A 12,342-nucleotide genomic window follows, 5' to 3' on the forward strand; every position below is an offset into this window, starting at 1 on the left:
CGAATCTGGCTGTCTCAGGCACGACGCGTAAGGATCTAGCGCCGAGCCAAACGCCCATTTTGCGCAACAAGCTGATCGAGCGCGAGTGAGACGGCCGCGAGCTCGCCATAGGGCGAAGCGTTCCACGACATTCCGGGTTCGGTAGAGGTATGGGAAAAAACCAGCCTGGCCTCGCGATTGCTGTTCGGCCGGACGTTGGGCCTAGCCGCCACACCTGATTGCGAGGTCTTTGATCTAAATCGGCGTTGCAGCCACGGTCGACAACAAATGTTGACCCAGCCCTGAGGTGAGACAGCAGCTTCCCGACAAGCTGATCCTCTTGGGCGCTACTGCGAACTGGATCGGCAACTACCGCATGAACCCTGTGCGCGCTTGGGCGGTGACGCGATCGGAATAGACACGAACTGGCGCCTCGCAGAATGAGAAACAGGTACGCTCGTCGGGCATCGACACCGTGTCGATACTCTTCGAGCGCCCTGAGTCACGGCGACCGTATCCATGAGAGTTCTCGATTGAATTCGTAACCGAACACCATCGGGAGCGGGCAAGCAGTGTTCGGGATCCGCCATTTAGTGGATAGCGCTGAAGTTCAGCTGACCGAGCTGCTGCGTGACACTGGCGTTATTGCCGATAGCCACGCCAATCTGCACGGCAATGTTTTGCTCTATGACGATATTGCCGAATTGGCCGATATTGCCGATGTTACCGAAGCTGAAGAGCCCGTGATGTCCATGATGATGCCCGTGATGCCCGCCGCTCACGGTGTCGAGTTCAGTATCGATCAGTTCACGCATTCCACTCATGTTCCCTCCTCAGGGTTTGCAATGAACAACATGTGGCTCGAACCATACGGGAGGTTGACTTTTCGATCTGTGACGGAAATCACGCGGCGGCCACGGCAACGCGCCCATGGCCATCGCGAAGGTAGCCAAGCAAATGGCCGCTGCGTGACTCAGGGGAGGCGGAGGAGGCAATTCTCTCGATGTGAGCGGCGTCACGGAAGAAGCGGGTCGATCTCTTCATGCTCCGGTTCACGGCTGTATTGATTGGGCCCCAAACGAGAGGCAGCGAGGAACACCGATGAACCTGAACCAGTTATTTAGTTCTATCCTCTTCGCCATCGGAGCGCTGTGCTTTGTGGCGTTTATGACCACCCTGAAGCCCCCGCTTTATCACTCAGAGTTGGCGGTGGGTTCGATCTATGGCCGCGGGGTAACGACCTAGACTAGCCGATCAATAAAGAATGCTCGTACGGCCCTCTGTGGGTCAATGGCGGGGCAATTCGGTCCCGCCACCATTCTAGACAGACCTCCCAGCCTCCTCGCTGCATCGCGTTTGCAAGCACTGCAAGATGATGCCGCGCTCCGTTGCAATCTCTGCCGGCATGCGCCCGCTTCCAGCGACGCCGCCCGAGCCAAACCCGACGTACGATCGACGGCTGCCGCGGAGGTTTCGGCCGCTGACAGAGCGGGCACGGCTGACACCAGCCATTGGCCTAACGCCGACGTTGGATCCATACCTTGCCGGTTGATATGTGGCGTGCCCGACCACGGCCCGCGGGGCCACCAAACCGCGCAATGTGCGGGTGATCACGGACAATCTGCTCTGCGGCCTAGTATGACTCCGACATGCAGGGTCGGGCTTGCTGACCCAAATATTGGAAAGGAGGCGTACATGACTCAGGTCTATTTCCATTGCTCGAACACCAAGGGCGTACTGATGGATCGTCGCGGTACGTTCGTATCCGACCTAATCGAAGCGTGTGAGGAGGCTACTCGCAGGGTGCGCTCTCTGGTCGCAGCTGCCAACCTGGAAGATTGGCGTCAGTGGGCTCTGCATGTCAGCGATGAGGCCGGCGACGAGATTTTCGTTCTGCCGTTCGCATTCGTGCTCGGCAATCCGCACTGAGAGAGTGCTATGCTGCCAGAGCTACAATCATTGATACTTCTTCGTCAGGGGGTGAATGCGGTCACGACGGCAACCATCCGGTGTGCCTTCGCCGGAGCGATATTCGCCCAAAGGCACTTCCGTCACAGCCCGGACACGATCTCTAGAACAGCCTGCGGCTCCAACGGCACATTTGGGAAAGACCACGTAAAGCTCTTGCCTCGCGGAATCGTGCACTCCTCTCCAATGGAGTTTGCGGATGAGGCGGAGCGGCCAAGCCAGTCGCGCCCGCAGCGTGTGTTGGCGCGGTCGCCGGTATCATAGTGGTCGCAGACAGTCGCGCAGCGAGCAGCAGCACTTAGGATAGGAATCGTTGCGCTCTAAAGTCGCGTACGATCAGCCGCCTCGATCTCAACCGCTTTGCCGATCAGGAGATTGATCGGAACGTCTTGTCCACTGCCGCAGGTCAGCTGCCCCGAACCTGATGATCCGGATGCGACAATGCGGCATCGATCCTCGTCCATGATCAATACGCCTTCCAGCCGCCTGGAGGACACTTTCAGCTGCAAACGCGCCTGCTTTTGCTCTACGCCATTGACGCTGCACAGGCCGACGTGGCGCAGCGTGATCGTCCCTGAATATTCAGTACCTGGACTCGTCACCGTTTTCCCGAGATTACCCGTTATTTCCCATTCGTGCAGATAGCCGATTTGCCCGCTGGCAGAGTAGGACTGCGCCCGAGCGGCAGGGGCTGCAGCAAACAACACCAGTATTGCTCCGACGATCGCGCGCATCGTTTCCGTCCGCCGCATGATTACGGCAACTCCCGCAGAACGCGAAATCCGTTGGCATAGTAGCGCACGTCAACGTCGTAGCGAAATCGCGCCGAAGATCGGACGTCGCTGGCCTTGCTGAGGAAGTTGCCGCCGCGCAGCACCCGCAGGCGGCAGTCGCCCGACGTCCAGGGCAACGCGTCCTTGGGCGCATTGCGATAGGAATCATTCCAGCAATCCTCGACCCATTCCGCAGCATTGCCAGAAGTGTCGTAGAGCCCAAATCCATTTGGCCGAAAGGAGCCCGTTGGCACGACCTGCTGCTTGATTGGACTTCCGCACCCGTCGCACTGCGCATGACCCGCGCCGGCCTCTTTGCCCCACCAGAATGCCGTTCTGGTCCCCGCGCGCGCGGCATACTCCCACTCCGCTTCGCTGGGCAGACGGTATTTCTGTCCGGTCTTCTGCGACAGCCAGGCGACGTACAGCTTGGTATCTTCCCAGCTGACGTTGATGACTGGACGGTCACCGCGACCCCAGCCGTGATCCTCGGGACGCACTTTGCAGGCGCCAGCATCGGCACACGAGTCCCACTCCGCGAACGTCACCTCGCGGCGCCCGATCGCGAAGGGCTTGCGAATGCTGATCAGGTGCTCAGGCTTCTCATAGGGCGTGTCATTGGATCCCATCACAAAGTCTGCCGGAGGCACAACCACGAGCTCAGGGCAATTATCGCAATCGCGAAACAACTCTCCAGGATCCAGACTGGCGCCCTGTTGTTGAGCCACTCTGGTGTCAGATGGCGCGGATGATTGGTCGCCAGACGGGCCGCTGCTTAGCCCTCGCTGGGCAATTGCCGTAGTACTTGCAAATAGTGCTGTGAGAAAAATCACAGACAAGACGGCGGATTTCATCTTGTGATCTCCGGTCGGCTCGAACGATCAGGAGTATGCACACGTCACATTCTATGCCGCATAGCATGCTTCATTCGGCTGCGACCGGCAAGGCGACAGTCGCCCCGCTCGATTGTGGTTTACATTGGCGAGCAAAGGGATATCGTTTCAGCCCCGTTCTGTTTGCCGGTGGGACGGGCCCATTATCGATAGTTGCAGCTATTTCAGATTCCCGCGGCTCTTGCGGTCCAGATTGTGGTCTATCCATTGGGAAGATTGCGATGATGCAACGTTTGCTCATAGCGGTTCTGGTTCCATTTATCGGCGGCTTGATGCACTGGCACGCCGCACAGGCTCAAGCCCAGACGGGCGGCCCAACGCCCTCGCCGCCCGGGGCGGCCGTCTATTTCATTGGCTTGAAGGACGGCGATACGGTGCCAACCAAGACCACTCTACACTTTGGCCTGCACGGCATGGGCGTTGCCCCGGCAGGTTCGGACCGCGCCAACAGTGGTCACCATCATTTGATCGTCGACTCGCCAACGCCCGCGCTGAATGCTGAAATTCCTAACGACTTCCAGCACCTCCATTTCGGGGCTGGACAGACCGAGGCAGAGATTTCGCTGACCCCCGGTGAGCACACTTTGCAGCTGGTGTTCGCCGACAAGAATCACGTCCCGCATTCGCCGCCGGTGGTCTCCGAGCGGATCAAGGTCAGGGTAGCTGACCAAACCGGCGCCGCGGTGGCGCAAGCACCCCCTGCGGTGGGTGGACGTCGTTCCGCGCCGAAGGACGCGAAGGTCTATTTCATCTATCCAAAGAACGGCTCCTATATTTCTCCGAACCCGGTTATCCGCTTCGGTTTGTTGAACATGGGCGTGGCGCCGGCGGGCTTCGACAAACCCAACACCGGACATCATCATTTGCTCGTGGATGCCGAGTTGCCTCCACTCGACCAACCAATCCCAAACGATTTCAACCACCTGCACTTCGGCGCTGGCCAGACTGAAGCGAAGATCACGCTCCCGATCGGCCAGCACAAGCTGCGCCTTCTGTTCGCCGACTATGCCCACGTGCCGCACGATCCAGCGGTGTTCTCCGATGTCATCAACGTCACCGTGACGGAGAACGGCCAGCCGCCGAAAAAGCGCAAGTACCGCCATCGTCCTTGGCGGAGTTACGGATATTGATGCAACGATGAAACCGCGCCGCCTCTTGATCTACATCCTCTGCCTCGTCATCAGCGCGATGTTCGCCGATGGGGCCGCAGCGGAGCGTCGGGTCGCGCTTGTGGTCGGAATCTCCTCCTATACGAACGCACCGCCGCTGCCCAACACCGGCAACGACTCCAAAGCGATCGCAGCGCTGTTCAAGTCTATCGGTTTCGACGTCGTCATTGCACGCAACGATCTCGGTGTCGTCGACTTCAAGCGTACTGTGCGCGAGTTCCTCATTACTGCAGAGAATGCCGATGTGGCAGTGGTCTATTACGCCGGCCACGGCATCGAGATCGGCGGCGTGAATTATCTGATACCGATGGATGCCAAGCTGAGCCACGACTACGACGTCGACGACGAGGCTATCGCGCTCGATCGCATCATCTGGGCGCTGCAACCGGTACGCCGCCTGCGTTTGATACTGCTCGACGCATGCCGCGACAACCCGTTTGCGGCCAAGTTGCGGTCCGCAAGCCGCTCGCCGACAAGAGGCGGTCTCGCAAAGCTTGATGAAATCAGCGCCGACACCCTGGTGGCTTTCGCGGCGAAGGCAGGCTCGATATCCTATGACGGCGACGGCGTGAACAGCCCCTATGCAACTGCGCTGCTCCGGCACCTTGCCGCGCCCGGTGTCGACATTCGGATCGCGCTTGGCCGCGTGCGCGATGAGGTCATCACCATGACCGGTGGACGGCAGGAGCCGTTCATCTATGGTTCGCTCGGCGGCGCCACTATCGCCCTGGTGCCGCAGTTTGTTACAACAAATGCACCGCCGGTACCGCCGCCCGCTCCGCCGGTCAATCCAGCGCCGCCAAGCGCGCCGCCGGCGGTAAAGGCGGAACTTCCCAGGCAGCCGCCTCCCGCGCAGCCGCCCTCCGAAATTACGGACCCCTGTGTCCGCGACGAAGCGAGGCTGGCACGTCTGCGCGCCACCCCTGTGCCGAACGAGATCATCAACTTCCAACGCGAGGTCGTTTGCACGCGGCTGCGTCCACAGATACAGCGTCTATTTGAGAGTATTGTTAGCACTGGCGCTCTGCCTTCTGATGGAAATGCGGCGCCCCAAGCGGCTGCGAAGCAGCAGGTACGGAATGAGGATGTCCGCTCCGAAGATACCTGCACCCGCGACATGGCGCGGTTGCAGCGCCTGCGCGCTGAACCTACACTTCAGGCGATCACCAATTTCGAGAGGGAATTGAGTTGCGAACGGCTCCGGTCGCAGCTCCGCCGATTGCGCGAGAGCGTCGCTCCTTGATCTCGCCTGGACACTTCACTGTGTGTCGGGACATTTCACGATTGAAGCTCGACACAACAATAGCCATCCGACCGTGACCGGATCGGAACGCTCGCCAGACGCGCTCTAACGAGTGAGCCGAGTGGTTCCACGCGAAGGCACCTGCCAATCCTCAAGTACCGGACAGCATCCGCTCGAGTGCGTCGCTTTGAGATCAGCTGCGTTCGAAGACTTTGGCACCAGGGTAAATTCGCCGGGCGTACGTAACGACCCGCTCCCGGTCCTGAGTCTCAAGGAAAGGTGTTCGGAGCTGGCATGACCCGACGACGAGGTGCCACAGGCCATTAAGTCTTTGAATCACGACGTTCATAGTGTGTTCCCTCGAAGAGCCGCAAACAACTGATAGACGCGACAATCCTACAAGTCGTGGGTCAGGGCCGTGATCATGGTCACATGTTGCAAAAAGCCGCGTGCTTGTTCGCTGCCTTGAGGCGCGATAGCTAAGTCCCAGCGAAAGCCGCTCAGCCGTTGATCGCTGGCGAGCGTTCGAATCCGCTAAAAGATGTACGCGTCGATTTGTGCAGCATAAGCGCTGAGAGTGCCGGCCAAGAGCACCGACCTCATCGCCGTCCTGGTCCTACAAGTCACGAGCCAATTCACTCCTCGAAGTTCCAGTGACGCGCATCACGGTCATTGACCTTGGGATCGGCTATCCCGGGCGTGAGTTGGAAAGCACGCTGCTGAGCCAACCGTCACCATCCATTGAACCTCGGAGGTTAAATGACTCGGATTAGGATTTCCCATAGCTGGCGAACCATTCGCGGCGCCCGTATCCGTATCGTCCACCGGCGTAAGGTTGCGCTTGAGTCGGTTGCAAGCATTCTCCGATCTGCATATCAGGGGATGGCTACGTTCGGCGACGAAAGGCCCACCACAGAGGTGAAGGTGTCGCCGGCATCGTGACGCCATCCTGCTAGCGGGGGCGACGGCAGTTAGGCCGCCTCGGTAGGGCGGCCTCTTTTGTTTCCGTTTGCCGCAGCATTCGGCGGTGGCAGCCGTGAGCAATGCTTCTTTCGATGAGACCGGCGCCCCTTCCCATTCGACGGGCCTTGTTCGCGAGGACGATTGCTCGCCCATATCTGTCTCCAGTGCTGCCCTAACCAGCCCCTTTCGTTGTTGCCTTCGTCGCGACGATCCCCGCAGGACACGAGGGAAGACCAGTTGAACTTCGTCGATTCTATTTCAACAGATCAGGAGACCGCTCGCGATCGTCAGGTAAACTTGCCACAAGACGCCAACAGCCTCGAGCCTGCGGCTCCGATGTCCAGTGTTCTCCACCGGGTCAGCGGGCTATGACCAGTGATAGACCCCACGCGGGCGGCTGCGCGTCTTTGCTGATTGGCACCCTCCGCATCGGTCGCCTCCGCCACGGGCCTTCCACGGCGTCATAGGCTTTGCGTGTACAGAAATCTTGGGAACAGAATGTTCAAACACAGGAGGCCGGAATGAGTTTTCCTTTAGTGGGCTGGGATATTATCGGATGGGATAGCCTCACGCCACAGGGCATTCGGCTAGGCATCGCGACCATCCTTGCGCTGCTAGCGGTGGGCCGCCCCGGACCGTCGATCTTTGAGCTTTTTGCTGGCCTAATCTGCATCCTGGGTGCCGGCCTCATGGTGGCACAGGCGGTCTCGCTTGGTTGACTCGCAGGTCTGCTCGGGACACCCACCGGAATGACGTCACGAATCTTATCAGCGAGCGTTGGTGGTTGCGCCTCCACGATCAAGAACATGGGAGCGTTGTCATGGAGAACCAAATTCCTGGTGACAATTTGGGGTTGCTTGTATTGCCGCACTCTAAACGCGCTACAAGTATCTGCCGTGAATGTCGATGGTCGAACGCACACCGATATGGCAATAATTTGCGGCTAACCACTCCTCAGCGCAGGTACGGCCCACGTCGCGCAGATAGGTGAGAAACTCCCAGTCTGCATTAAACTTGGAGGCGACGCCCAGGTCTTTCATGAACGATTCCGCCTCTATGGCATGAATCAGCATCGTCTTTATCTCGTCGCGCAGCGCGCCTCTGCTGACGAGCTTGTTGGCGAAGGCAATTGCTCGCATCTCGCGCATCAGCGACGAATTGAAGCTAATTTCGTTCAATCGATTTAGTATGTCGCTCGCCGTGCGAGGAATTTCCCCACGCACAATTGGATTGATGTGAATAACAATGACGTCTGTGGATTGGCAACCATAGATCAACGGGAAGATTGCTGGGTTGCCCATGTAGCCGCCATCCCAATAGGCTTCGCCATCGATTTCAATAGCCTGAAAGAGCTGCGGAAGGCACCCGGAAGCGAGAACGGCCGAGACGGTGAGTTCATGGTTCTCAAAGATCTTCACCTTTCCAGTGCGGACGTTTGTCGCACAAAGGAACAGCTTGACGACATTCTCCCTGCGCAGCCGGTCGAAATCGATGGTCTTCTCGAGCACGTCACGCAACGGGTTGTAGTTCAACGGGTTAAACTGATAAGGTGACATCAGTCGTGTCATCATGTCGAAGAACATGAAGGCCGGCGATCCCTCGATCGAACGATTTTGCGACAGACGATCGAAAATGGACGGCTGCAGCGGTCCCCAGGCCGCAGCTTCGCTGATGCGGCGCCAATACTCGGCGAGAGAGAGTTTTGCGCCTTCGCGGCCGCCTATCGTCAGACCGTACGCCATGACCGTGCCGTTCATGGCGCCAGCGCTGGTAGCGCAGATCCCCTCAAACGACATCCGCTCATCTTCAAGCAGGCGATCCAAAACGCCCCAGGTGAAGGCGCCATGCGCACCGCCACCCTGTAAAGCGAGGTTGACCGTCTTGCTTGCCATACCCATCGGCGCTTACCGACCACGTCGTGCGCCACCGCCGCGGCGCCTAGCAGCGTAATGAACTCGCGGCAGTTTCACTGTGCGGTCCCTCCACTTCTTGCGAGTGAGGATATCACACGGCGATACGGCAGGAGACGGCCCGGCGCGAGATTTCGGGCCGGGCTATGACCGCTGTGGGTCTTGGTCGTGTAAAAACGGCCTTACAAGGCCATCGGTCTGAAGGCCCAAACTGAGCCGACGTCAGGCCAGAATCGCGGCGATCACCGGCCTGATCCCAAGACTGGCTCGTCGGCACTTTCAAGGGACATCAGGAATGGAGAGAGATCGATCATAAGACGCAGCGCCTCAACGAGCAGGGCTTGGCACTCTTTGCCGATCGTGAGCTGAAAGACGGGACGCGCGCGGACTCGAAGCAGATACCGCAATTTAGCAAAGGCTTTGTCGATGCAATCTACGCCAAGCTGTTGGTGGTGGAAGACAAGGATGAAGACGGCAACATCGTCAAGCGCGAACGCCGCCGGTTTGCGAACGCGGCGATGACCGCTTGCAGGCGCGCTTGGTTTGTTGGCCAGCGTGCGCAGGAAAAGCTTGTGCCGGCTATCAATCCATTCTCCCGGATGGGCCTGAAGGCGCCCAACCAGCCTGCGCGGTAGACGCCACGGCCACGTGGGACGAACCGGTCGCGTTTCGCGTCGCCGCAAAGAAACTCGGATATAGTTCAGTGGCTACAGCCGCACTGGTCGCCGGGGAATGGTTGCAAAGAGAAGAGCACGTCTTCGGCGTCTTTGAGATTGCGCACTATCGGCCCAAGGAGCGGCCGAATGGCGTAAAGATCGTACATGCAAAAAACGGCGAAGAGGCTTGGTGGCCGCTATTCGATGAAACGGGCGAGCCACTCTCCCCTGAACTGATGGCGGAGCTCGATGAGGTTAAGAGGACGATGGTCTCGGGCCGGTTTTCCGGCGAGATTGCACACCGCAGGGCATCCACTCCCCTGCCCTGGATCACCGAACGTAAGGATCTGCGCTACCTGCGAAGTGTCGTTAAGGACATCATTGTCGAAGCCGGCATCCGAATTGAACTCTCATTCACGTCTTTCCGTCACGGGGGCTTCACGGACGTTCTGCGCGCTCGGCGCGGGCGAGACATCCGGTTTGGCTGTCTGGGCAAATGCGGCCGAAGCCGACATGGCCAGGGCGAACACGAGAGCGCTCGCGATGGACCCCATTTGAATCTCCACTACTGCAGCCGAACTTGCGTTTGCGCCGTGTGTTCCTAACTGCCGCGGTCAGTGTACCCGTCGCATCGATCGATACGAAGGCCGCTACGTCCTGGTCCGCACAGGTTCGAACAATCATCAAATCATGCTGCGCGGCATATACCGCGACTTTTGGCATGACCTTCCCGAACCTCTCCGTTTCTATTGGCTTGCCTCCCCTCACGTTCGCCTTCTATCTGCCATGGGCGCAAAGAAGCGAGAGGCCGCAGGACCGCGCCGATCCGCACGCGCGCGAGCGGCCCTCGACATCGCACGTCGGGATCCGCCGCCGGGCATCTCCCCTGCCTAGACCGTAGCCGAGATCCGCGATGTCGTCGGGCCGCCCGCAGACGCGTAAGCCACGCAAAAGCGCTCTCCCAGGTATCCCGGCCCGTATGCCGCAATCGCGTGTGTCCCTCTTGACCCCTGAAATTTACCATCCATATACCATCCAATTGGATGGCGATAGGAAGGTGATGCGATGCCGAGCAACGTTTACGAAATGCGACCAAAGCCTCCCGATACGGAAAAAATCACGATCAACCTTGGTTTTATCGATCTCGGTCAGGTCGATTTGATGGTGCAGGAAGGCTTCTACTCGAACCGCACGGATTTCATCCGCACCGCGATCCGCAACCAGCTCGAACGCCATGCCGACGTGGTCAAGCAGTCCACGGCGCGAAAGAGCCTGGACCTCGGCTTGCGAAACTACAGCCGCGAGGATCTCGAGGCGGCGCGGAGGGCGGGCGAGATGCTGCACATCAATGTTCTGGGTCTCGCCACCATCGCGCAGGACGTCACGCCCGAGCTTGCCCGCGCGACGATTGCATCGGTCTCTGTGCTGGGCGCCCTGCATGCCAGTCCGGCGGTCAAGTCCGCACTTGCCGACAGGACGAGGTAAGGTCATGTTGAACCACGACATCATTCGCGAAGCCACACGCCTCACACGCTCGGGCCAACTCGTCGAGGCCACCGCGCTGCTTCAGCGCATGCTTCGGGGCGAGAAAGAGCGGGGCACTACCGCACCGACGACCGGCCACCCCGCCCCTGCTGCAGGAATAGAACCGCCGACCATCGAGGCCAAGGCGAACGCCGCCGAGACGAGGCGTCCGCGTCCGGCGGCCCAGCCGGCAGTGGATATCGCCAAAAACCTTCACGGGCTCGGACTGGGAGGAGCCCTGAGGCGTGCGCCGCCTTCCATGGCGGACATCGTGCCGGACGGCGCCAGGTTCCTCGAAGGCGTCTACGCAAATGCTGCGGGAAGCCGCGCCTACCGGCTCTTCATCCCGAGCGGCTATCATGGCCAGGCCATTCCGCTGGTGATCATGCTCCACGGCTGCACGCAGTCGCCGGAGGATTTCGCCGCCGGCACGCGGATGAACTTCATCGCCGAAGAACAGACCTGCTTCGTCGCCTATCCCGCGCAGCGGGCGGAAGCGAACCAGGCGAAATGCTGGAATTGGTTTCGTCCAGCCGACCAGCAACGCGGCGCAGGCGAGCCCTCGCTCATCGCCGGCATCACCCGCCAGATCATGTGCGACCATTCGGTCGATCCGGAACGCGTCTACGTCGCCGGACTGTCCGCCGGGGCCGCGGCCGCGGCCGTCATGGGATCGACCTACGGCGATTTGTACGCGGCGATCGGCATTCATTCCGGATTGGCCTGCGGAGCAGCCAGCGACCTTCCCTCGGCGCTGATGGCCATGAAGCAAGGCGGCGGACCTGAGGCAATGCCGAGCGGCGGCCCGCCCGTGCCGACAATCGTCTTTCACGGCGATCGCGACACCACGGTGCATTCCAAGAATGGCGCTCGGATCGTCCGACAGTCGCTCGGCGGATTCCGCACGAAGGCCAAAGTGCATCGCGGTCGGGTACCTGGAGGGCATGCCTACACTCGCACGATCCACACCGACGCCGGCGGGCGCGGAATCCTCGAACACTGGGAAATCCACGGAGCCGGACACGCATGGTCGGGAGGTAGCCCCGCCGGATCCTACACCGATCCGGACGGACCGGACGCGACGAGGGAGATGCTGCGTTTTTTTCTTGAACACTCGCTGCAGCAGCGACGAAACTAGCCTAGCACTACTTTGGCAGATTGTGTTTTCGCCGCTGTTTTTCACGGATTTGCCTTCGGCAATATGGGCAATGCTGAGACTGCGGCCGAAGGATGAGATCGACGATGGCGTGACGTACGGCTGGCA

General features: G+C 59.8%; 13 protein-coding genes. 8 read left to right on the forward strand and 5 right to left on the reverse strand.

What is annotated here, in order from left to right:
• Nucleotides 1-569 precede the first annotated feature (569 nt).
• On the reverse strand, nucleotides 570-794 hold the full coding sequence (locus EAV90_RS35610) for a hypothetical protein (protein WP_129146108.1): 225 nt from the start codon (nucleotides 792-794) through the stop codon (nucleotides 570-572).
• 286 nt (nucleotides 795-1,080) lie between these two features.
• Here EAV90_RS35610 and EAV90_RS39895 point away from each other — a divergent pair, with 286 nt between their 5' ends.
• A complete protein-coding gene (locus EAV90_RS39895) occupies nucleotides 1,081-1,224 on the forward strand; it encodes a hypothetical protein (RefSeq protein ID WP_164937249.1) in 144 nt (47 codons plus the stop codon).
• A gap of 450 nt (nucleotides 1,225-1,674) precedes the next feature.
• On the forward strand, nucleotides 1,675-1,908 hold the full coding sequence (locus EAV90_RS35615; protein WP_129146109.1) for a DUF6894 family protein: 234 nt from the start codon (nucleotides 1,675-1,677) through the stop codon (nucleotides 1,906-1,908).
• Nucleotides 1,909-2,267: 359 nt separating this feature from the next.
• Here EAV90_RS35615 and EAV90_RS35620 read toward each other — a convergent pair whose 3' ends face one another.
• Nucleotides 2,268-2,681, reverse strand: a complete 414-nt coding sequence (locus tag EAV90_RS35620) for a hypothetical protein (protein ID WP_129146110.1) — start codon at nucleotides 2,679-2,681, stop codon at nucleotides 2,268-2,270.
• A 20-nt stretch (nucleotides 2,682-2,701) separates the two neighbouring features.
• The gene (locus EAV90_RS35625; RefSeq protein WP_129146111.1) at nucleotides 2,702-3,574 is read right to left on the reverse strand and encodes a formylglycine-generating enzyme family protein; all 873 of its coding nucleotides are present in this window, start codon (nucleotides 3,572-3,574) and stop codon (nucleotides 2,702-2,704) included.
• Nucleotides 3,575-3,834: 260 nt separating this feature from the next.
• On the opposite strand from EAV90_RS35625, the gene EAV90_RS35630 reads away from it, so the two are divergent.
• From EAV90_RS35630 to EAV90_RS35640, 3 genes are all read left to right on the forward strand, one after another.
• The gene (locus tag EAV90_RS35630) at nucleotides 3,835-4,743 is read left to right on the forward strand and encodes a DUF4399 domain-containing protein (RefSeq protein WP_129146112.1); all 909 of its coding nucleotides are present in this window, start codon (nucleotides 3,835-3,837) and stop codon (nucleotides 4,741-4,743) included.
• A 25-nt stretch (nucleotides 4,744-4,768) separates the two neighbouring features.
• The gene (locus tag EAV90_RS35635; protein WP_245509701.1) at nucleotides 4,769-6,025 is read left to right on the forward strand and encodes a caspase family protein; all 1,257 of its coding nucleotides are present in this window, start codon (nucleotides 4,769-4,771) and stop codon (nucleotides 6,023-6,025) included.
• Between the two features lie 1,484 nt (nucleotides 6,026-7,509).
• Nucleotides 7,510-7,707 (forward strand): hypothetical protein, encoded by a 198-nt coding sequence (locus EAV90_RS35640; protein WP_129146114.1) that lies wholly within the window; start codon nucleotides 7,510-7,512, stop codon nucleotides 7,705-7,707.
• Between the two features lie 162 nt (nucleotides 7,708-7,869).
• Here the strand turns inward: EAV90_RS35640 and EAV90_RS35645 are convergent, their stop codons facing one another.
• Complete coding sequence (locus EAV90_RS35645) at nucleotides 7,870-8,886, reverse strand: patatin-like phospholipase family protein (protein WP_129146115.1); 1,017 nt, start codon at nucleotides 8,884-8,886, stop codon at nucleotides 7,870-7,872.
• A gap of 353 nt (nucleotides 8,887-9,239) precedes the next feature.
• Between EAV90_RS35645 and EAV90_RS35650 the strand changes: the two genes are divergently transcribed.
• Nucleotides 9,240-9,533 (forward strand): hypothetical protein, encoded by a 294-nt coding sequence (locus EAV90_RS35650; RefSeq protein ID WP_129146116.1) that lies wholly within the window; start codon nucleotides 9,240-9,242, stop codon nucleotides 9,531-9,533.
• Nucleotides 9,534-9,964: 431 nt separating this feature from the next.
• Here EAV90_RS35650 and EAV90_RS39900 read toward each other — a convergent pair whose 3' ends face one another.
• Nucleotides 9,965-10,108 (reverse strand): hypothetical protein, encoded by a 144-nt coding sequence (locus EAV90_RS39900; protein WP_164937247.1) that lies wholly within the window; start codon nucleotides 10,106-10,108, stop codon nucleotides 9,965-9,967.
• A gap of 511 nt (nucleotides 10,109-10,619) precedes the next feature.
• Between EAV90_RS39900 and EAV90_RS35655 the strand changes: the two genes are divergently transcribed.
• Both EAV90_RS35655 and EAV90_RS35660 read left to right on the forward strand, forming a co-directional pair.
• The gene (locus EAV90_RS35655; RefSeq protein ID WP_129146117.1) at nucleotides 10,620-11,039 is read left to right on the forward strand and encodes a CopG family transcriptional regulator; all 420 of its coding nucleotides are present in this window, start codon (nucleotides 10,620-10,622) and stop codon (nucleotides 11,037-11,039) included.
• A 4-nt stretch (nucleotides 11,040-11,043) separates the two neighbouring features.
• Entirely contained in the window at nucleotides 11,044-12,216 is a 1,173-nt protein-coding gene (locus EAV90_RS35660; RefSeq protein WP_129146118.1) for an extracellular catalytic domain type 1 short-chain-length polyhydroxyalkanoate depolymerase, read from the forward strand.
• Nucleotides 12,217-12,342 lie beyond the last annotated feature (126 nt).

It is taken from the genome of Bradyrhizobium vignae (assembly GCF_004114425.1).
In the GTDB taxonomy this organism is placed as follows: domain Bacteria; phylum Pseudomonadota; class Alphaproteobacteria; order Rhizobiales; family Xanthobacteraceae; genus Bradyrhizobium; species Bradyrhizobium vignae.